Consider the following 21,012-nt stretch of genomic DNA (forward strand, 5'->3'; position numbering starts at 1 on the left):
TAATCAAAATTGAAGGAAAATTCGGTTTTTGCGTCTGAAAAGACTGATTTTTCGTTTCAAATCCTCTGAATCACATTTCACATAGGAACCTGGTTGCTTGGAAAAACCAGGTTTTTGTTGCCATTAAATATTTTGTTAATAAAAGTATTAAATTAGTTATAAATATAAATAGCTGTATAGTTAAATAACAAAAAACCCTAATTTTTTGATGTTCTTATCAAGATTTCGTGACAAAAATGAGGTGACACGGGTTGTCAAGAAGGGTTTTCTTTTTGGAATAGTGTTTCCTTATTAATCTAAAATTTAGTAAAGTATCATACAATTTAAAAATGCGATTTACTGTACTACTGGGGGAAAAATTATGAGCCGTCCTATTATACTTGGTATTGTTGGTGACAGCGCCGCTGGAAAAACAACATTAAGTAAGGGAATTGCTCAGATTCTTGGACCAGAAAATGTCACGGTGATATGTACTGATGACTATCATAAGTACGATCGCAAACAGCGTGCGGAGATAAATATTACTGCACTGCATCATGACTGCAACCATCTAGATATCATGCAGCAGCACCTGTCGCTACTGCGGACAGGGCAGCCGATTCTCAAACCGGTTTACAGCCACAAGACCGGTACATTTGAGCCTCCTACATATATAAAACCGAAGAAATTTGTCATTATTGAAGGCTTGTTAGGTTATTCTACTCGTGTCGCTCGTGAGAGTTATGATGTAAAAGTTTACCTTGCACCCCCTGAAGACCTTCGCGCTCAGTGGAAAGTGAAGCGAGACACACAGAAGCGAGGCTATACGGAAGAACAAGTTCTTGAAGAACTCAGAAAACGCGAACCAGATTCAGAAGAGTTTATCCGCCCCCAACGGCAATGGTCTGATATAGTGGTGAGTTTCTACCCTCCTAGTAATGATTTGGAGCAAACTAACGGACACCTGAATGTCCGTCTGGTACTTCGTCCCACCATTCCTCACCCTGACTTCACCCAAATTATCAACTACGGGAATGGGAATTTTGAATCAGCAATCCGCTTGGGATTAGATAGGGATATGGGTAAGCCAGTGGATGTTTTGGAAGTCGATGGTCATGCAACTCTAGAACAGGTGAATAAGCTCGAACATATTCTTTGTTCTGATATGCCCTATTTACAGAATATATGCGATCGCGAAGGGAACCCAGAATTAGGCAAAGTAGCAGGTACAACAGGGGAGACAATCCAAAGTTACCCACTTGCCCTCACTCAGTTACTGATTACCTATCATATGCTTAAGGCTACACAAATTCATTAAGTAGCAGAGCAGAGAAACAATTGAGGAACAGGCAAATATTAAATAATTTGTCAAAAAAGTATAAGTTTCAAAATTTACAGGGGATTTCTAGGAAGAAGTAAATGTATCATCCTTATCTACCTGTATGCGTGTATGACTTATTGCCTCAGAATCGCTGATATGCCTGAGACTGAACGTCCGCGAGAGCGTTTGCTAACTTACGGTTCCAAAGTTTTAGCCACAGCCGAGTTAATAGCAATTCTGCTAGGAACTGGTCAGGGACCCGGAAAACTCTCTGCTGTAGGATTGGGGCAATATATTTTAAACGAACTGAGCAAACATCAGCGAGAACCGTTAGTCGTTTTGCGAGATGTTAGCGCCACTGAGTTAATGCAAATTCCTGGCATTGGGCCAGCGAAAGCAACGACTATTTTAGCGGCAGTTGAGTTGGGTAAACGAGCCTTTCACGCTCGTCCGGGAGAAAAAACAGTCATTGATAGTCCGGCGGCGGCGGCGGCGGCTCTCAGTCAAGACTTGATGTGGCAAAATCAGGAAAAATTCGCTGTTGTTCTGTTGGACGTAAAAAACCGCTTGTTAGGAACGCAAGTGATTACAATTGGCACTGCTACAGAAACCTTAGCACCACCTCGAGAGATCTTTCGGGAAGTCATACGACAGGGAGCAACTCGGCTCATAGTCGCACACAACCACCCCTCTGGAAATGTTGAACCCAGTCAAGCAGATATTGAATTAACGCGCCAGTTGTTAGCCGGAGCACAGCTGTTAGGTATTCCTTTGCTAGACCATCTTATTTTAGGGGATGGCAATCACCAAAGTTTGCGAGAGATTACAACTTTGTGGGAGGAGTGCCCGCAAGGAGATTGAAAGTAGGGTTGCGGCTGTAAAAGTAAGTTCCTAGCTACATGTAACTGCCTCTCAGTAATCCGATCGTTGCGGCTGTTAAAGTATAAATTTCTATGGGTTTTGATATGTGTACCTGAAAACCTGCGGCAAGTGCTTGTTTTCGATCGCACTCTCCTGCATATGCGGTTAGTGCGATCGCTGGTATCTGCCCTCCTTGTTCTTTTGTCCAACCCCGGATTTGTCGTAACATTTCATAACCGTCCATTTCTGGCATCCCTATATCGCTGACTAAAATATCTGGCATTACCCTTGTCATAACTTCTAGTGCTTCAGATGCCGATGATACTGCGGTAACCAATGCCCCAGATTGTTCTAGTGCAAAGGCTATAAAATCTCGCGAATCAGCATCATCATCTACGACTAAAACTTTAATACCGTTTAAATTGAAAAACTCATCTTGTGGCTTACTGTTAATCAAAGTATCAGCGCGATTGCTCGCCAAAGGCAAACGGACAGTAAAGGTTGCACCGTGGTTTTCTCCAAGGCTTTCCGCTTGCACTGTTCCACCGTGTAGTTCTACTAAATGGTGAACAATTGCCAGTCCCAGCCCTAATCCACCAAATTTCCTTGTTGTTGAACTATTTTCTTGACGAAAGTCATCAAATATGTTTGGTAAAAATTCTGGACTAATACCAATGCCGGTATCTATGACTTGCAACTGGGCAATTGTACCAACTCGCTCTAATCGAACCTCTACTGTCCCACCTTGAGGGGTAAACTTGATGGCGTTAGACAAAAGATTCCAAACCACTTGTTGTAAGCGAGCCGCATCACCCACAACTTGACCGACATCTGGCTCCAATACCGTCGTTAATTGAATCTTTTTTGCTTGGGCTGCCAAACGAACCGTTTCTAAAGCTTCTGAAATAATGAATTCTAGATTCACGGGACAAACACTGAGAGTGAGCTTCCCACGTAAAATTCTAGACACATCAAGCAAGTCCTCAATCAATCGAGCTTGCAATTCCGCATTCCGCGCAATAGTTTCTAAACCGCGTCGAAGATTTTGTTGAGTGACTTTACCCTTCTGCAACAGCTTTGCCCAACCGAGAATTGGATTGAGGGGCGATCTCAGTTCGTGAGAAAGCACTGCCAGAAACTCATCCTTAATACGGTTAGCCGATTCAGCCGCAGCACGTGCGGCTCGTTCTCGTTCTAACGCCTGGTCGCGCTCAAAAACTACACATTTCTGGTCGTGAATATCCGTACAGGAGCCAAACCATCTTATAATCCGTCCATCTGCATCTCGCAAAGGAAATGCCTGACCCAAAAACCAACGGTATTGCCCATCACTAGAACGTCGAAAACGATATTCAATGTTGTACTTTTCACCTGTCCTTAAGGATTCATTCCAGACATCCAAACACCTTTGTTTGTCTTCTGGGTGTAACAAATGGCTCCACCCCCAACCTTGAGTTTGCTCCAAAGTCATACCAGTGTATTCATACCAGCGCTGGTTAAAATACTCATGGTAGCCGTCGGGACGAGTTGTCCAAAACAATTGCGGCATTGTGTCTGCCAAAGTGCGGAAATTTAACTCGCTTTCTCGCAAAGCTTCTTCGGCTTGCTTGCGTTCTGTAATATCTACAGACATCCCTGCCACGAGTTGTTTTCCAACAGCATTTCCTATAGGAAACTTGAAGGAGATGTAATGGTGTTCTCCATCCTCGTGGGGAGCAGTTTCCAATTGCTTGATAGTCTGTCCTTGTTCCAACACCATCAAGTCATTTTTACGCAATTGCTGCGCCGTCTCGATGGGAAAAAGGTCAAAATCTGTTTTCCCAACCCAATCTTCTAAATTGCGGTTAAAAGTTTGCTCTACTAATCGATTAACGTAAACATAGCGTCCTTCTTGGTCTTTGATAAATGCTGTAGCAGGGCTATTACTCATAAAGCTGTCAAAGAGTTCTTGGCTTTTTTGTAAAGCTTCTTCTGTGCGCTTCCGGTTCATGAACTGTCCTATTTGACCGCCAATTGCTGCTATTATCTGTAGCAATTCTGCATCAAATTCTTGAATACGATTGCTAAAACACTCAATCACGCCTAAAATTTTGTTACCCGATATAATTGGTAACTCAATGGCGGTTTTTAGCCCGCTTTTTACTGCTTCGTCTGTTCTAAGGAAGTTATCATTCTCATTAATATTCTCGATCCAAGCAGGCTGACCGCTTGCCCAAACACGACCAGGTAAACCTTCTCCAAAGGAAAAGGTTTTGCACTGGTTAAAAGTTTTGGAATTGATATCTGATGTATGCCAAATATCAACACAGCGCAGAACATCAGCTTGAGGATCTACACTCCAAAAGATGCCGACTTCCCATTCCAAACTTTCACATAGAGATTGTAAGATAGCTGGAACAGCATCAGCAAGTTTGGTGCCTTCAGCGAGGACGCAACCGATCGCATAATGCACAGCTAAACGCTTTTGAACGCGTTTGTTTTCGGTAATGTCAATTGTAAATATTGATACCCCTTTATCTGATGGATACACTCGATTTTCAAACCAACGATTCCATTTGGAGTAAAAATATTCAAAATGCACCGTGATTTGCTCTGCGATAGCTCGGTGTAATTCTGTGTCAAAGGAACTACCAACTGTATCTGGAAATAACTCCCAAATACTTCTGCCCAAAAAGTCTTCTTTTTGCATCCCTGCTATTTGGGTTATCTTTTTATTAACAAAAGTGTAGCGCCATTCTTTGTCTAGGGTAACAAATCCGTCAGTAATGCTATCTAAGACCTTTTCCATATTTTGAGCGATAGTTAAACTTTCCTTGGAAAGCACAGATTTTACTGAATATACCAATTAGTATATTAATCGTTGCCTCTACTAAAGGGCATAAATTCCTCAAACTCACATTACTGCTAATTAGGTAATTCCTGGAAAGAGCAGAAATCCTCACTTGTTACGAATAATAAATGACCAAAAACAATATTAACTCCTGAACTTTATTCATGCTAACTGGCTTCAAATTTATTTAAATTATTTAAAATAAATTTCCAAATAATATAGTATTAGATAACTCAAATTTAAAGAGAGCGATATGCAAAGTTTATTAGCTATAAGCCTTGTTCTTAATTTACAAGTACAAACACCAAAATCTGTTTCGCCCTACATACCAACAGGACATCTTGAACCACCAAGAGGATTTGTCACAAAAGCTGTCCCAGAACATTCTAGCATTATAGGCATAGGAGTCATAGGTTTGTACATTTTGAAGAAAAAAATAAGATAGTAAAGAAAGCCTCGGTTATGTAACCGAGACTTTTTTAGTTTTTAGTTGTGGTAAAGACTGATTGCGTTTTCGTTAGTTGCAGAGTTGTAACTAAACGCCGATCTCATTCCGTTATAAGTATTGTAGTCTGTGTTGTAAATACCGCTTGCCACTACGAATTCATTGTAATCTCCTAATCGAACAGAGTAGTTATACAAAGCTGTTCCACTTACAAAGGAAAAATCAGTATCACTGCTTTCAATACCAACATCCCCTCTTTTTCCATTTTGATAATTGCTAAAAGGAGTAGAAGAAATAATATTTCCATCAGTAATAACATACCAAGTTGAGCCTATTTTTCTTATTTCATAGGCATTGTATCCTGGAGGAGGATTATTAACGTAAGGGTTTCCATAGTAAGTTGTACAGTTAGAATTACCCGTTCCATCACAGTAACGATAACCATAAAAGTGGCCCGTAAAAGGGTAAAACCCACTGCCGTCCCAATTACCCCACTGCCCAGCTAAAGCACCGTTCTCAATAAATTCTCCGACTCCAGTATTTTCAATTCTAATCCATATCTCCTTAGTAATGAAAGAGCCATAAGAATTCCCTGTGGGAGCAATCAAATCCACTTTATTATTGGAGACAGCTTTCACACCTTGGATATCTGGAGCAAAAACCGAGTGTTCAGCATAGGCGTGAGGCTCAATACGGTAAGCTAATGATGTCTGACTGTTTATAACTACTAAAGGAAGAGCAACCAGAAAAAGTTTAAGATTCTCAATCATGATTTTGGTTCTTTAAATCCTTATTTAAGCTTTTTTAAATTTTAGATTCCGGGTTTTGGAGGTTCAGGATTAACGGGAGTGGGTGCCTCCATATTATGGCTAAAATCATCCCTGTTGCTCTTTACAGCTATTCCCATAGTGACTCCTGTTTCTGCATCAATAAGGCTGTAGACTTTGGCTTTTTTATACTTGCCTCCAGGAGCTAAAAAACCATCTAAATGCTCTTTTTCAACTACCCACACCTGTCTGTTTTCGTTTGCATAGTATGCCCTAGCTAGACCTAATTCTTTTTCAGTTGACCCTAAAGTTGTGAGTTTTGTTTTAACCAGAGTACCTCCTGGTGCTGCCTTTTCAATAGCCTTATCTTCCCGAATTAACTTATCTTTTGTCAGGTTTTTATTGTCCTTATATTGCTCCTCAATTTTTTTTGTGTCTTTTTTACTGTTCTCGTAGGCTTCTTTTGCTTCCTTTGGAATACCAGTACTAGAAGCACTAGACACAGATGTCAATTTTACTGCTAACCCTGAAATGACTAACAGGCTGGATGCTAGTAACAAAACAAAATGGGTTCTTCTCATTTGTGTACGTAAGTATTTTCTGTTTTAACCAGTATGGCTTATATTTTTGACTTTGAATGGTACCTGGAAAGTATAATCTGAAGTATTAGGTGGCGCAAATTTAGCGCAGCCAGCATTGGGCTGCAATTTGGGGATTGAGATTGAGGGTCGAGTCTAGTTCAACAGCTTGCTGAAACTTAACAATTGCTTTGTCAAAATGTCCCAATCGTGCCAAATCGTTACCTTGCCTTATTAAAATTAGCGCTAAATCTGCATTGCTCAAAATTTCTTCTAGACGGATGCCACAGGTGCCTTGAGTCAAATCAATTTCCGGATTTTCTGAAATAAGATGGTAGATGAAACGCTGACAGCAAATTTCGAGCCATGCCCGCCACCCGCCACGCCACAGGCGAACAGTGCCATCAGCACCGCCACTGACAATCATCTTCCCATCGACACTAGTAACGAGAGATATGACAGAACTCTCATGTCCGCGCAACGGTTCGCCAATAGGAATGCCAGTGCTGTCCCACAATCGCACAGTGCCATCAGCACCACCACTGACAATCATCTGCCCATCAGCACTAATAGTAACGGATATCACAGAACCTTCATGCCCGCGCAACGGTTCGCCAATGGAGTCGCCTGCGCCGTCCCACAAACGTACTGTACCATCAGCACCGCCACTGACAATCATCTTTCCATCAGCGCTGATGGCAACGGCATTGACAAAATACTCATGCCCGCGTAACGGTGTGCTTATGGGGTTGCTCGCAGTGTCCCATAAACGCACTGTACTGTCAGCACCCCCACTGACAATCGTCTTTCCATCAGCGCTGATGGCAACGGATTTAACATAACCCTTATGCCCGCGAAACGGTTTGCCAATGCTTCTGCCGATGCTGTCCCACAAGCGTACAGTCTTGTCGTCACTGCCACTCACAATTATCTTGCCTTTAGCACTAATTGCAACTGAATTGACAGAACGCTCGTGCCCGCACAAGGGTTTACCAATGGGTTTGCCAGTCCTATCCCACAAGCGTATCGTGCTATCGGCACCACCACTGACAACGAGCTTGCCATCGCTACTGATAGCAACAGCATTTATATCATCCTCATGCCCCCTTAAAGGTTTGCCGATGGGATTGCCAGTGCTGTCCCACAACCGTACCGTACTGTCAGCACTTGCACTGACAATTATCTTACCATCGCTACCGATGGCAACGGCATTGACGTAATCCTCATGTCCGCACAAAGGTTCCCCAATGAGGTTGCCAGAGACATCCCACAACCGTACTGTTTTGTCATCACTGCCACTGACAATTATCTTGCGATCGCTGCTGATGGCAACGGCATTGACAAAAGACTGATGCCCGCGTAAAGGTATGCCGATAGGATTGCCAGAGATATCCCACAACCGCACTGTGTTATCAGCACTACCACTGACAATCATCTTGCCATCGGTGCTAATGGTAACAGCATTGACGTAAGCCTCATGTCCGCGCAAGGGTTTACCAATGGGATTGCCAGCGCTGTCCCACAACCGTACAACTCCATCCTTACTGCCAGTGACGATCGTCATCTTGCCATCAGCGCTAAGGATAACGGATATGAGATAATCTTTATACCCGTGCAGCGGTGTGCTAATGAGATTGCCAGTACTGTCCCACAAGCGTACCGTGTTATCAGCACCCGCACTCACAATTACCTTGCCATCAGGGCTTATAGCAAGAGCTTTGACATAGTCCTTGTGTCCGCGTAACGGTTTGCATATAAAATTGCCAGCACTGTTCCACAAGCGCACCGTCTTGTCATCACCGCCACTGGCAATTATCTTGCCATCGCTGCTCATAGCAACGGTTCTGACACAACCTTGATGCCCAAGCAATGGTTTGCAAATGGGATTGCCCCCATTATTCCACAAGCGTACTGTCCCATCCTTACCGCCACTGACAATTATCTTGGCATCGATACTAATGGCAACGGAGCTAACGTAACCCTGATGCCCGCGCAATGGTGGGCTGATGGGGTTACCAATGTTGTCCCACAACCTGACTGTGCCGTCATCACTGCCACTGACAATCGTTTTGCCATCAGTGCTGATAGCAACGGACACAACAGAACCTTCATGCCCCCAGAATCTGTTGGACACGCGGACTGTGTTCATTACAGTTAATAAATTGGTCTGAATTGAAGTGAGAATTTTGTCTGGTAGTTTCTCTAAATTCTGACCCATTAACTCTATAGATTGTTTGAGGGCATTTGAAGGTTGCGTTGGTAATAAACTCAAAACTCTTTCGGCTTGCTCTGGAAGTGTAGCTTCAATCAGTGCCTGCTCTTTTTCAGCTAGTGTACGTTCTAAAAAAGCAACCCTTTCTTTTTCTTGTCGCTCAATCTCACGGCGTCTTTGACTTTCCTCAATAAATTCTAGGGCTATACTATCCAACAAACCAAGATGACGGTAATTTTCCAGGTAATCCTCAGCTTCAACCAATCTAGCTTCTTGCAAAAGGTAATTGTCCGGCTTGCCTCTTTTCTCCCATTCTTTAGCTTCTGCTTCAATCTTGCGTTCTATCTCCATTGCTGCCCGGTACTCTCTTACCCAGCCGTGCAACTTCTGCCAGTAGCGAATTAGAGCCTCATGGGCAATATCTAAAATGACATCACCGGGTTTTGACCCTTTGTCTGTGGTGATTAATCGTGTCTCTGGTGCAGCTAACTTTTGGATTACCCTTTCCAGCAGAGGAGTGTTAGTTTGCTGTCTGTTGACCAAATCTTGTTTGTGTATCCGTCTGCGAGTGTTTGCTACATCACCCAGATAAGTGAGTTCCAAAAAAATTCGTTTGGCAACCAGTTGCTCTTCGTTTGAAAGAGATTCATACACTTCATCCGCTCGTTTTTCCAGCGCCTTTTCAACCCCACCAATGTCATAATAATCTGACAGAGTCCACCTCTTTAAAGGTCGCTGTTTCCACAGTTCTGTCAGTGCGTACTGCAACAGGGGCAAGCCGCCGGCTTCTCCTTTCACATCAGCAATCATCTTATCAACCAGTGGGTTCTCAATTGCGATCCCCACCTGTTCGGCTGGTTGAGTAATTGCTTCCCGTAATTCCTCTGGCTTCATTGGCATAACTCTCACCAGATTCCGGTCAATCTTTGTGACTAATCCCGCATATTCCTGCTCAGCACAATTGCCTTGGAAGTCCGATCGCATAATCACCACCAGGCAAAGTTTATTCCCCAGACGATCGACTGCAGCCATCAAGCATTCAAAAAACTCCTGCCGCTCGTTCTTATTCTGACAGAGGGTAAAAACTTCTTCAAACTGATCTATCACAAGCACTACGCGAGGAGCTTTAACACTTGCAATCAGCTCGATAAATTCTTCTGGGGTGACTGTAGGCTTCAAAAATACCTCTGCTAAACTCTGTAGCGGATGCTCGCCAGGAGTAAAGGGTTTGTATATTTTCCACTGCGTACTATTTGGTATTCTCTCACCTAAGTACAATTGATAGAGTAACCCAGCTCTCACAACAGAAGATTTGCCACTCCCAGATGCCCCCAGTACTGCCAAGAAATTGCTATTTTCTACCTTGTCCAAGAGCTGCTTCGTTAAGTGCGATCGCCCATAGAAAAAATCAGGGTCTTTTGCTTGTTCTGGTGCTTCCGGATTGAAGTCAAAACATTCTAACCCTTTGTAGGGGCAGATTTTACCGTAAACTCCTTTTATGCCAGTCAGGATAATTTCGCTACCAGAGTTGCTAAAAACAGGATGCTGAGGAGCATTTTTTTTCATCGCCTGTTCAACGAAATCTGTCAGCGTGTAGTTAGTCACCCAACCATCTTCTCTATGATTTGGGTTAAGACCTTGTAGGAGTACACTCGTCAGTTCTCCATATTCTCCACATTCCTGCCCGTATGCTACCTCGAACTCGCGAGCCGCAGCAATGAAACAGCGATCGCGTTTTTTTTGTGTTTTAGATAAGTTTGTCTCCGTAAAGTTCAACAACTCGCCACTGTAGCAGCAATCAAGCCAGACTATCTGTTGCTTCACCGGGCTATTTGCTAAAATCCCCCGTAAATCTTTCAGTGAAATACCCCATTTCCCATATGTTGGATCTGCTTCACTTGTAGCTAAGAAACCTTGTGTTTCTTCTTGCGCCTGCTTAAGTAAACCATGACCCGCGAAATAGACTAATGCCGTGTTAGCAATTATACTGCTTTTGGGTTGGAAAAGCCGCTTAATCGCTTCTTCTAGCTCTGGTTTATCTACCAAGCCTTTTGGATCTACTTTCCGCATCCCTGGGTGAAAAGGCAATCGCTGCACCTCAAAGTCGCCATATTCCTCTAGAAGCCGTGCTACTGCCTCCGCATCTTTTGCTGGTTGCGAGAGATGTCCCATGTAAGGATAACGATTAATACCAACTACTAAGGCTTCCCGCTTCATAACAAAAGTAAATTTCAGGTTGCTGTTTAATTTGTTCGCGCCCTCGTTCCCCGCTGTAATGGTACCCATGCACGGGCAAAACCTGAAGGATGGCAGTTTTTGTCTTAACAAATTTTCCGGAATAGCTTTACAACGAATTGTATATGCTTTGCATACCGTATAGGTATTTTACTATATTTTGGCTACACGTAGGCATGAATCTATCGACCATTATTCGTAGTTGTGCTTTACTTTATCTTTATTTTATTCATTTATTAACTTTGATACTCTTGTCCTCTTAAGATTTTTGTATTTATGTCTGCTAACACAACTTTACTAGCTCTACTACTGGCTCTCAAGGACTTCGATGTCACTTTGACTCCTTTTGAAACTGCTGAGTTAGAAACCATTGGGGATCAACTTGCTCTCGACTTTCCTCAACGCTGGCATGACATTGAAGCACGCTTGATGAAGGTAATTTCGGCGAATATCTCGTTATATCAACGATATCAAGCAAGTAAAGCCAAGCTCGATCTTATGGACAGCGCTCGACTCGTTTCCTTATTACCCAATCAAGGCGAGCTGCCACAGGAGCTAGCAAATGATAATCACCGTGAAGTACGTGGTGCCAAACCTCCAAAGTTTGCCAAAGCTGATAACAACAATGAAATTATTAATGATATTGTTGTCCCTATTTTAAGAAGCGAAGAGCCCACGGAGGAAGCTAAAAAGCTCAGCTTCCTTGAGCGTATTCAAAAAAATCTTTAGCCGCTTTTAAAAGGATATTTACCAGTTTCATGGCTCATCTACTGTACCCCACTATCGATTTGTTTCTCTACGATCTGCGAGATGCTCTGGGACAGAATTACGAAAAAATTCTAGAAAATCGGGATTTGTTTTTTCAAAAACTTCCAGCTAGTATTCATTCTCTGGTTTTAGAACAGGATGAGGATTTTAAAGCAGAATCAGACGCTGAGTTTCTTGAATTACTTGGTGAAAAACAAATTGTCAGTTTAAATTTAGAATCTCAAGATTATGAAGGTTATTATTACCCAGTCCGATTGAGCGATACCTATGGTTTATTGGTAGATTGTTCGGTTGCAGATAAAACGTCTCCTTATTCAGTTAGTAGCATCAAAACTTTGCGAAACCTGATTTACAAAAGCATTAATTACCAGAGCGCTAATCTCGGTGAGACTTGGCTAATTTCTGGTACCGTTCCAGATATAAATTCTAGCCAAAATCCCGAAGCCATTGCTAAAGAATGCTACCATGCCTTAATTCCTAAAGCTAGCTGGGAAAAAAACCTCCAAGGGAAAGGCAATATTTTGGGAGGCAATATTTTTGAACTCTGGCAATCTAATTCTATAAATTTGGAAACTCCAGCAACGATTGAAGACAGAATAGAGGATAATCATCATGTTATCATCGTAATTTATCCCGATACAAAAACTGCGGAAAAAGCAGGTAATTTGATTGATGACTGGCTGCGTTTTTTCTGTTATAGAAGTAAAATAATTTGGGCTTATAATGAAAGTCGGAAGCTAAAGACATATTTGAAAAAAGATTTTATTGATATTCAAAATTATGTCTTACTCTTAAGAAAAAAAGAATCAGAAAAAATTACCTTAAAGCAACTACAGCAAAATTTAGATAAAGCCGAAAACTTATTTTCTCAATATGCAATTGATTTAAACTACTTGGATTATCAATGTAATACTATTGAAGTCAATTTGTATAATTACTCCCAGCGTTTGAAGACAATACTGGAAGAGTTAAGTACAAGGGAAATTCAAAATGACTTAAAGTTTTTGAATAAATTTAGCCAACAGGGACAAGAAAAATACCTGAGACAATTACAAAAGGACGATCGTAATCTCAGTAAAGGCTTGCAAATGTTAGAGATAGCAGTCAACTTTATTCGAGCCGAGGTGGAAGTTGGTCAAGCCCAAAATGGTCAAAACTTCCAAGATACTGTCGCTATCGTGGGTGTGGGATTGGCAGCTGGTTCGATGGTTGCGTCTCTAGAAAAATTGGGTGAGGCTAAAACTGACCCAGTTAGGACTGTCCTTGCCAAATCTCTGGGAAATTCAAAAACTTGGTGGTTTGAACCAGCGATTCCACTCATATATGGTGTTGGTGCAGCTATTTTAGCCGCGGTATTAACTTGGTTGGGAATTCGCTTGTGGGCTTGGCTGGTAGCTCAATTGCGATCGCGTTAAGCTTTTAGTCATTCTCATAGCGAACCCGAGTGCGAACACGACCGGTTACCAGTCTTCTAGAAGGTAATGTCTCATAGGAAATAGCTTTTAATTTTGATGTAAAAGACTCCGAACCTACCTGTGTTTCTGGAGTGAACTGCTCGATGGGAGGATTGTTTGTTGTAACTGGGAGGGAATTATCCTCTTGGTGAGTTTGTAGACAAATAGGTGAATGGGCAGATAAAGCTATTTCTTCGTGTTCCCTTATTTGTGTGTCAACAGATACTTTACCACTACTGGTTTCAATGGAAGTCACCCCAACACCACTTGCTGGCGATGGAAAACTCGTTTGCGGTGCTGGTAGCTCTGTCACCCACTGTCTTTGCTCCTCGTGTCCTGTAGTGGAAGCGGGGGCTGGGGGTAATACTGGAAGGGCGGTTAAGTTTTGGGGAAATTTGCTGCAAATCAAGCGTTCAAATTCCATATTAAAATGAAAGATTGCCTGTCCTCGCCTTTGCCAGCAAGTTAAGATTTGTTGCACTGAAACTGCTTTGTATCGCCCTTGATATAGTGCCTCAATTACAGCTAAATGCAACCAGTTTCCTGGGTACTGCTTTTGCCAAAGTTCTACTAGCTCAACGGCGCTATAGCCACTGAGGTCAAAACTATAGTGAATTAATAAGGCTATTGCCAAGTCGGCAAAGGTTACCGGGGCTGGAGTAAACATCTGACTATCGACTTCTGGCAATAGGCTTAAATTTTGCTCCCCTCTCATATAGCCTGTCGTATTTTGAGCTAGAGTTGTGTTTGCCAAGCGTATCCCAGTACATAAACAGGTGTCTTTCATTCTACTTCTAATATGGGAAGAGAAACGATATAGGGCGAATGAATAACAGGTACTCTCCCTATCGCAACCAATGCTTGGTAAACCATCGCTGCTACTTCAGCACGTGTTGCTTCTCGATTCGGTTGAAGTTGCTTGGTATCTGGAAAATTAATAATAACTTTATTTTTGGTCGCTGTGGCAACTGCGGTACGAACAGATTCAGGAATGGTATTGCGATCGCTATAGCCAAGCAAAGCGTCGTTATAGCTTGCAGATAGAGAAAGCCCACTGACTAGGGAGACTATAACCTGCAATCTCAAGACATTTTGCTCTGGTCGAAAGGTACGATTGCTAAATCCACTGACAAAGCCACCCCGCGCTGCAATGCGGATGGCGTTATAAGCCCAATAATCTTTTGGTACGTCGGTAAACTCAAGAACTTGGCGTTTGGGGGCGGGATGAACAGCAGCTGCAATTAAAGCTGCATAATGAGCGCGAGTCATTGGTTTATCCGGTTGATAAGTCCCATCAGCAAAACCGCCAGTTAAGCCTAGGTTGACCAGTGCTTGAATAAACGCTTCTGCCCAATGACCAGCTATATCAGTGAAACTCGTACTGACTGACACCAATGTAGCAGGATCTTCTATTGCAGCAATAAAATCCACAAGCCCTCTGACTTGGGTCGGATTTAATTGATTACCCACTGAAACCAACTTTTTAGATGTGGCGTTGCGAAGAGCGCATTGACCGTTATCGCGAAAAATATTCCCAGCCCGGTCTTGAGGACTACCTAAATCGGGAACTGCCTCACCATTTACTAATAAACCCTCTTGAATATTCTTTTCAAAAATATTATGACGCAACACGGGATGGGCATCTCGCGAGAGAGCCATTCCGGTACGATTTTCTAATACTTTGTTGTAAGCGACTAAAGGGGCAGCCAGATCGCTAATTGCTATGCCCAAAGCGTTTTTTTGCAAAACATTTCGCAACACTTCGCCTTTGCTATTGCGTGCCATCACTAAACCACCAATCGCATTTTGCAGAAACAGGCTATCTAGAATTTTTGGTTTAGCAGTTCCACTAACAAACACACCTTCGCGCCCACAGTTTGTAAAAGTGTTGTTAGCCAAAGTGGGGGAAGTAGATTCAATCCAGATCCCAGTTCCTTTAGCCATTGGATTTGTGACAGTCACACCCATTAATTGAGCATGACCAAGCAACAACAGTGTGATATTTTGCACGCCAAAACCTTGGCTTTGATACTTGCCACTCCCGGAAATCAAAATATCTTTGCCTTTAGTTGCTTCGTTACCTACTACCATCACACCATCGGCAATGACAAGCGGAAAAATTTCACCGCTTGCAGTGCTGTAAGTTCCTGGTGCAAGTTGAATTATCTTGGGTGATGGAGTTCCTTTTAGGGCACGGGTTAGACTTCTGTAGGGGTTTGACGGAGTTCCAGAATTGGCATCATTTCCCATCACTGGGTCAACATAGAGTGTGGCAACAGGAGTAGAGTGAACCATTATCAGTGAACGGTGAACGGTGAATAGTTATCAGTAAACAGTAAACAGCGAACAGTGAACAGTGAGAACCGATAACTGATAACTGATATCTGTGATTTATCATGGTTTGAAACCCTATCACTTGTACTCGGCAGTAGGAATGATTGAAGTTGAAAACTTAAGTAAAGTATACGGTTCTACCCCGGCAATTACTGATGTCACGTTTAACGTGGAGAAGGGAGAGATTTTGGGGTTCTTAGGACCAAATGGCGCTGGTAAAACAACAACCATGCGGATTTTGGCTGGATATTTACCCGCCACAAGTGGTACCGCCCGGATTGCTGGCTTTGATGTCCATGACAACTCTTTAGCAGTACGCCAACAAATTGGCTATTTACCTGAAACACCCCCGTTATACCCTGAAATGACGGTTGAGGAATTTTTGTACTTTGTAGCGCGAATTAAAGGAGTTCCGGCAGGCGATCGCGCAGAAAAAATCAAAGCAGCACTGAAAAAATGTAACTTAGAAGACAAGCATCACACCATCATACGCAAACTTTCTAAAGGATACCGTCAAAGAGTCGGGATTGCCCAAGCTATTGTTCACGATCCACCAGCCATTATTCTGGACGAACCTACAGTTGGACTTGACCCCCGACAAATTATTGAGGTGCGAGATTTAATTAGAAATCTCGCTGGTAACCATACGATTATTCTGTCCACCCACATTTTGCCAGAAGTGAATATGACTTGCAGCCGCGTAGCAATTATCAATCGCGGTAAAGTCGTAGCAACCAATACAATAGAAACTTTAATGGCACAGTTGACAAAAGGATCTGGTTATGAATTGGAAATTGAAGGAGAAGCAACCCTCGCCAAACAAATGTTGCAAAACATACCTGGTGTGGGTTTGGTAGAATCAGTTCCTACAGTAGCAATGCCCGGTCATCATGACTTAAAAACTAACCGAACGTACCTGCGAGTGATATCGCAACCGGGAGCTGAACCGGGTGAGGCGATTGCATCGGCGTTAGTGCGTGCGGGATTTGGTTTATATGAAATGCGACGTGTTAGCGCTACTCTGGAGGATGTCTTTTTACAATTAACAACAGAAGAAAAGACTTTGGAGACAGAAACAGAAACAGCACAAGCCAAGGAGGAAGAAGCAGCATAAATGGGTGTAGTACTAGGTAATATTATCGCTATCTATCGCCGAGAGCTACAGAGCTATTTTGTATCGCCTTTAGCGTATGCTGTCGCTGGCGTTTTTTGGTTTTTATCCGGCTTGTTCTTCGTACTCATTTTGATGGGTCCGGAGGGTATTCTGCCAACGGTTGCTGCCTATGATTTACGCGGGCAACAATTGGGAGTCCCTGTTCCACCAATAGATGTTCCTTACGAATTTGTGCGTGCCTTTTTGGACAGAATGGGCTGGCTGTTACTGTTTGTGCTGCCGATTCTCTCTATGGGGCTTTATGCTGAAGAACGCAAGCGCGGCACTTTGGAACTTTTAGCCACATCACCAATTACAAACTGGGCAGTAGCTGTCGGTAAATTACTAGGAGTGCTAACATTTTTTACGACAATGGTTCTTCCTATGTTAGCTTTGGAAGCGATCGCATTAAGTGCATCAAATCCGCCCATACCACCAACAATTCCCCTACTCGGTCATTTAGCATTAATCTTACTAGCAGCAGCAATCCTATCCTTAGGAATGTTTGTTTCTTCTCTAACAGACAGCACGATTTTATCTGCAGTACTAACCTTTGCACTGATTTTATTACTGCTATTTCTAGATTTAATTGCCAAAAATATTGGTGGTTCTCTGGGAGAAGCATTAGGGCATTTATCATTGCTGAAACATTACAATACCCTAGTACAAGGTATTTTTGATACCAGCAGCTTGATTGTGTTTGCCAGTTACATCATTCTGGGAATTTTTCTCACAGCCCAATCAATTGATGCACTCCGATTCCAACGTTCATAGTCATTAGTCATGAGTCATTAGTCATTAGTCATGAGTGAGTCCAGTCCTGTAGGCGAGTTTCCCAACAAGAGTGAACTGGCCTATAGCCCTTACGGGCATAGCCTACAGCATCGCGGAGCATGCGCTTTGCGCTTAGTGTCTCCGCTCCTGAGATACAAAGGAGGGTCATTAGTAAAGACAAATGACACTGGACAAACGATCGAGAACAAATGACCAAGGACAAATAACACTGGACAAATGACCAAGGACAAGTGATTAAAAAAATGAAAACTATTGCTAAAAAGAAACTTTGGAAATATTTAGTTTGGTTGGGTCCGTTTCTGATAGCTGCGGGCTTAACAGCTGGGTTTGTAGCGGAAAATTGGGGACCCATCCCACTAGTACTTATCATTACGGGAACTGTCATCATTGGGTTGTGGCTGGTGTGGCAAAGCCAACAGAATAATTGGTGGGGAAGGCGTTCCACTCAAGCTAGTACTAATGCCCTATTTGCTACTTTAGCAGTATTGGCAATTTTGGGGTTAGTTAACTTTTTAGGAACTCGCTACAACTTCCGGGCTGACTTAACTGAAACCCAGTTGTTTACTCTTTCCCCTCAGTCACGAGAATTGGTGCGTTCCTTGGAAGTACCTGTAAAAGTATGGGTGTTTAATGTCAATCAAGATCCCCAAGATCGCGATTTGCTGGAAAATTACCGCCGACAAAGCCCAAAGTTTAAATTTGAGTACGTCGATCCACGCGCTAGACCGGGATTAACACGCAAATTTGGTGTCAAAGAAGATGGAGAAGTTTACCTGGAATCTGGCGATAAAAGACAGTTGGTACAGGTGGTAGCTCCGCAAGAACCTTTGTCAGAATTGAAACTGACAAATAGCTTGCAACAAATCACAAACTTTAATTCGGCTAAAGTTTACTTCCTTCAAGGTCACGGCGAACACCAACTTTCAGGTAATGAAGAAGGAATATCACAAGCAATCAAATCATTAGGTGACAGAAGTTATACGACTTCACCACTGAATCTAGCCGAAAAGTCTAGTGTTCCTCAAGATGCTACTATTATCGTTATTGCTGGTCCTAAACGAGGTCTGTTTGAAAGTGAAGTTAATGCTTTGCGACAGTACCTCAACCGAGGTGGCAATTTACTGTTGATGATTGACCCAAGTATCGATCCCAAACTCAACAGTTTGTTTGCTGAATGGGGTATAAAGCTAGATAATCGTTTGGCAGTTGATGTCTCTGGAAGCGTAGGCCTTGGTCCTGCTGCTCCCCTTGTTAGAGAATATGGAAAACACCCTATTACCAAAGATTTTGGCAACGGCATTTCTTTTTATCCTCTAGCAAGACCAATTGACACAGTACCCGTGGCTGGTGTCGAAGTTTCTCCCCTACTCATAACTAAACCCTATCCCGATAGTTGGGCAGAAAGCGATCTTGAAAGTGAGGACTTGAAGTTTAATCCAGAAAGCGATCGCAAGGGACCTCTGACATTAGGTGTTGCATTGCGAAGAAAACTAACTGCTGCACCTCAAATTCAACCCAACCCCACTCCTACACCCACAGCATCCCCAACACCGGCAACTAAGGCTAGTCCTACTCCTACACCCACAGCATCCCCAACACCAGGAACTCAGGTTAGTTCTACTCCCAACGTCAAACCAACACCTACAAATTCTCCCACAACTCAAGCAAAGATAACCCCCACTCCTACACCCACTGCTACGCCATCACCCACAACTCAAGCAAGCCCCACTCCCTCCCTCACTCCATCCCCCACTGAATCGCGGATGGTGGTGATAGGAAATTCAGCTTTTGCTGTGAATAACTTGTTTGAACAACAGCTCAACAAAGATGTGTTTTTAAACTCAGTTACATGGCTGAGCCAACAAGATAGACAGCCCCTTTCGATTAGCCCCAAAGAAGCAAGTAACCGTCGCATTAACCTAACAACAGCACAAGCCAATCTTTTAGAGATATCATCTCTATTTGTTTTACCGCTGATAGGGTTATTAGCAGCTGCTCTTCTCTGGTGGATACGACGATAATTTTCAGAATGGTTAGTGGTTAGTAGTTATTTGTTAGTATGTTTAACCACTAACCACTAACTATTAACTACTTACTAAGTTTATGAAACTACAGCGAACGACTTTAATTTTACTATTGATAGCACTAGGTTTAGGGGCTTTTGTCTACTTCCATGAAATTAGAGGCACATCACAGCAGGAGGAAGTTCAGAACAACAAGCAGCCAATCTTCTCTTTTAAAGCAGATGATGTTCAATCTTTAACAATCAAGGCTCAAAATCAGACTATAAATTTGGAACGCAGTGGTAAATCTGAAGTATCTAAATGGTTAATGAAATCTCCTGAAGTTGCACCAACCAGTGACCCTATTGTAGGTTATTTGATGAATTTGTTGGTGGAAGGTACGAGCGATCGCACTATATCTATTTCAAATAATCAGCTTTCAGAATTTGGCTTAGATCAACCCCAAGCGATTATCTATATCAAACTAAAAAATCAACAAAAACATCAGCTTATTTTGGGCCAGCCTGACTTCAACCGTCGTTTCCTTTATGCTCAAGCCGATCCATCCACTCAAGCAAAGGGGAATATAAATGTGCTGTTAGTCTCAACGGATTTTGAAAATGCTGTCAAGAGAAATCTTTCAGAATGGAAACAAACAACAGATAACAGCAACAAACAACCTACACCAAGTGTTCAGCCGAGTCCAACTTTATAAAGTATGAAGGATAAAGGATAAAGGATGAAAAAAATAAGTTAAACGTAGGTTGGGTTGAGTCACGAAACCCAACACAACCGTAAATTTGTTAGGTACTTTATAAAGTATGAAGTATGAAGGATGAATGATGAAAAAATCAGGAACGAAACCCAACACAACCGTACATTTGTTAGGTGCAAAAACCAAACCCAACAAACAATATGTTTCAGCGATCGCCTAACTCATGTTATGTTTAAAATAGCAAATCCTGTATGGGAAAGAAATTCATTTTTAATCATCCTGCACTAAAGATTTCGATGAATTTAGCAATGAATCAATAACTTCCTTATGCTTCTGATGAAACTTTAAAACTTCTAAATATGCAAAAGGCACTATGACTGGCCATAGAATAGTGGAGATAACCAAAATAGTAAAAGAAAAAAATCTTTCCTCTGGACTCATTTCTTTATCTGCTATAAAAAAATCCAGCCATTTGTTGAAAAAACAGTAAGCCATAGATAGGTAAAATATAATTGCTAAATCGAGGAGAAGTGTTTGTATCATAATAATATAAATTTATAGA

The 21,012-nt window shown here is 42.4% G+C and carries 16 protein-coding genes; 9 read left to right on the plus strand and 7 right to left on the minus strand.

What is annotated here, in order from left to right; translation table 11 throughout:
* Positions 1-361: 361 nt before the first annotated feature.
* Positions 362-1,297: a phosphoribulokinase gene (locus ACYRY3_RS37750; RefSeq protein WP_460206861.1), complete on the plus strand. Its 936-nt coding sequence runs from the start codon at positions 362-364 to the stop codon at positions 1,295-1,297.
* A gap of 132 nt (positions 1,298-1,429) precedes the next feature.
* Entirely contained in the window at positions 1,430-2,161 is a 732-nt protein-coding gene (radC, locus tag ACYRY3_RS37755; protein WP_460206862.1) for a RadC family protein, read from the plus strand.
* A 34-nt stretch (positions 2,162-2,195) separates the two neighbouring features.
* Here radC and ACYRY3_RS37760 read toward each other — a convergent pair whose 3' ends face one another.
* Positions 2,196-4,949, minus strand: a complete 2,754-nt coding sequence (locus tag ACYRY3_RS37760) for a PAS domain-containing protein (RefSeq protein ID WP_460206863.1) — start codon at positions 4,947-4,949, stop codon at positions 2,196-2,198.
* A 295-nt stretch (positions 4,950-5,244) separates the two neighbouring features.
* Here ACYRY3_RS37760 and ACYRY3_RS37765 point away from each other — a divergent pair, with 295 nt between their 5' ends.
* A complete protein-coding gene (locus tag ACYRY3_RS37765) occupies positions 5,245-5,436 on the plus strand; it encodes a hypothetical protein (RefSeq protein WP_460206864.1) in 192 nt (63 codons plus the stop codon).
* A 41-nt stretch (positions 5,437-5,477) separates the two neighbouring features.
* On the opposite strand, the gene ACYRY3_RS37770 is transcribed toward ACYRY3_RS37765, so the two are convergent.
* The 3 genes from ACYRY3_RS37770 to ACYRY3_RS37780 form a co-directional block, all read right to left on the minus strand.
* Positions 5,478-6,206 (minus strand): hypothetical protein, encoded by a 729-nt coding sequence (locus tag ACYRY3_RS37770; protein WP_460206865.1) that lies wholly within the window; start codon positions 6,204-6,206, stop codon positions 5,478-5,480.
* Between the two features lie 41 nt (positions 6,207-6,247).
* On the minus strand, positions 6,248-6,784 hold the full coding sequence (locus ACYRY3_RS37775; RefSeq protein ID WP_460206866.1) for a hypothetical protein: 537 nt from the start codon (positions 6,782-6,784) through the stop codon (positions 6,248-6,250).
* A gap of 100 nt (positions 6,785-6,884) precedes the next feature.
* A complete protein-coding gene (locus tag ACYRY3_RS37780; RefSeq protein ID WP_460206867.1) occupies positions 6,885-11,279 on the minus strand; it encodes an nSTAND1 domain-containing NTPase in 4,395 nt (1,464 codons plus the stop codon).
* 225 nt (positions 11,280-11,504) lie between these two features.
* Between ACYRY3_RS37780 and ACYRY3_RS37785 the strand changes: the two genes are divergently transcribed.
* Positions 11,505-11,957, plus strand: coding sequence for a hypothetical protein (locus ACYRY3_RS37785; protein ID WP_460206868.1), 453 nt, complete (start codon positions 11,505-11,507; stop codon positions 11,955-11,957).
* A gap of 29 nt (positions 11,958-11,986) precedes the next feature.
* Positions 11,987-13,411 (plus strand): hypothetical protein, encoded by a 1,425-nt coding sequence (locus ACYRY3_RS37790; RefSeq protein ID WP_460206869.1) that lies wholly within the window; start codon positions 11,987-11,989, stop codon positions 13,409-13,411.
* Between the two features lie 4 nt (positions 13,412-13,415).
* Here the strand turns inward: ACYRY3_RS37790 and ACYRY3_RS37795 are convergent, their stop codons facing one another.
* Both ACYRY3_RS37795 and ACYRY3_RS37800 read right to left on the minus strand, forming a co-directional pair.
* Positions 13,416-14,165, minus strand: coding sequence for a hypothetical protein (locus ACYRY3_RS37795; RefSeq protein WP_460206890.1), 750 nt, complete (start codon positions 14,163-14,165; stop codon positions 13,416-13,418).
* A gap of 68 nt (positions 14,166-14,233) precedes the next feature.
* On the minus strand, positions 14,234-15,745 hold the full coding sequence (locus ACYRY3_RS37800; protein ID WP_460206870.1) for a DUF1565 domain-containing protein: 1,512 nt from the start codon (positions 15,743-15,745) through the stop codon (positions 14,234-14,236).
* A 139-nt stretch (positions 15,746-15,884) separates the two neighbouring features.
* On the opposite strand from ACYRY3_RS37800, the gene ACYRY3_RS37805 reads away from it, so the two are divergent.
* From ACYRY3_RS37805 to ACYRY3_RS37820, 4 genes are all read left to right on the plus strand, one after another.
* Positions 15,885-16,898 carry an ABC transporter ATP-binding protein gene (locus tag ACYRY3_RS37805; RefSeq protein WP_460206891.1) on the plus strand — a complete coding sequence of 338 codons (1,014 nt, stop codon included), beginning with the start codon at positions 15,885-15,887 and terminating at the stop codon, positions 16,896-16,898.
* Positions 16,899-17,711, plus strand: a complete 813-nt coding sequence (locus ACYRY3_RS37810) for an ABC transporter permease (RefSeq protein WP_460206871.1) — start codon at positions 16,899-16,901, stop codon at positions 17,709-17,711.
* Positions 17,712-17,974: 263 nt separating this feature from the next.
* Entirely contained in the window at positions 17,975-19,753 is a 1,779-nt protein-coding gene (locus ACYRY3_RS37815) for a Gldg family protein (protein WP_460206892.1), read from the plus strand.
* 82 nt (positions 19,754-19,835) lie between these two features.
* Positions 19,836-20,450, plus strand: a complete 615-nt coding sequence (locus ACYRY3_RS37820; RefSeq protein WP_460206872.1) for a DUF4340 domain-containing protein — start codon at positions 19,836-19,838, stop codon at positions 20,448-20,450.
* 270 nt (positions 20,451-20,720) lie between these two features.
* Here the strand turns inward: ACYRY3_RS37820 and ACYRY3_RS37825 are convergent, their stop codons facing one another.
* Positions 20,721-20,993 carry a hypothetical protein gene (locus ACYRY3_RS37825; RefSeq protein WP_460206873.1) on the minus strand — a complete coding sequence of 91 codons (273 nt, stop codon included), beginning with the start codon at positions 20,991-20,993 and terminating at the stop codon, positions 20,721-20,723.
* Between the last annotated feature and the right edge of the window lie 19 nt (positions 20,994-21,012).

The organism is Scytonema sp. NUACC21 (assembly GCF_054684315.1).

Excerpts from the sequence above, each read along its gene's own strand:
- ACYRY3_RS37750 (WP_460206861.1), top strand. The coding sequence starts at position 362 with ATGAGCCGTCCTATTATACTTGGTATTGTTGGTGACAGCGCCGCTGGA.
- radC (WP_460206862.1), top strand. The coding sequence starts at position 1,430 with ATGACTTATTGCCTCAGAATCGCTGATATGCCTGAGACTGAACGTCCG.
- ACYRY3_RS37760 (WP_460206863.1), bottom strand. The coding sequence starts at position 4,949 with ATGGAAAAGGTCTTAGATAGCATTACTGACGGATTTGTTACCCTAGAC.
- ACYRY3_RS37765 (WP_460206864.1), top strand. The coding sequence starts at position 5,245 with ATGCAAAGTTTATTAGCTATAAGCCTTGTTCTTAATTTACAAGTACAA.
- ACYRY3_RS37770 (WP_460206865.1), bottom strand. The coding sequence starts at position 6,206 with ATGATTGAGAATCTTAAACTTTTTCTGGTTGCTCTTCCTTTAGTAGTT.
- ACYRY3_RS37775 (WP_460206866.1), bottom strand. The coding sequence starts at position 6,784 with ATGAGAAGAACCCATTTTGTTTTGTTACTAGCATCCAGCCTGTTAGTC.
- ACYRY3_RS37780 (WP_460206867.1), bottom strand. The coding sequence starts at position 11,279 with ATGGGTACCATTACAGCGGGGAACGAGGGCGCGAACAAATTAAACAGC.
- ACYRY3_RS37785 (WP_460206868.1), top strand. The coding sequence starts at position 11,505 with ATGTCTGCTAACACAACTTTACTAGCTCTACTACTGGCTCTCAAGGAC.
- ACYRY3_RS37790 (WP_460206869.1), top strand. The coding sequence starts at position 11,987 with ATGGCTCATCTACTGTACCCCACTATCGATTTGTTTCTCTACGATCTG.
- ACYRY3_RS37795 (WP_460206890.1), bottom strand. The coding sequence starts at position 14,165 with ATGAGAGGGGAGCAAAATTTAAGCCTATTGCCAGAAGTCGATAGTCAG.
- ACYRY3_RS37800 (WP_460206870.1), bottom strand. The coding sequence starts at position 15,745 with ATGGTTCACTCTACTCCTGTTGCCACACTCTATGTTGACCCAGTGATG.
- ACYRY3_RS37805 (WP_460206891.1), top strand. The coding sequence starts at position 15,885 with ATGATTGAAGTTGAAAACTTAAGTAAAGTATACGGTTCTACCCCGGCA.
- ACYRY3_RS37810 (WP_460206871.1), top strand. The coding sequence starts at position 16,899 with ATGGGTGTAGTACTAGGTAATATTATCGCTATCTATCGCCGAGAGCTA.
- ACYRY3_RS37815 (WP_460206892.1), top strand. The coding sequence starts at position 17,975 with ATGAAAACTATTGCTAAAAAGAAACTTTGGAAATATTTAGTTTGGTTG.
- ACYRY3_RS37820 (WP_460206872.1), top strand. The coding sequence starts at position 19,836 with ATGAAACTACAGCGAACGACTTTAATTTTACTATTGATAGCACTAGGT.
- ACYRY3_RS37825 (WP_460206873.1), bottom strand. The coding sequence starts at position 20,993 with ATGATACAAACACTTCTCCTCGATTTAGCAATTATATTTTACCTATCT.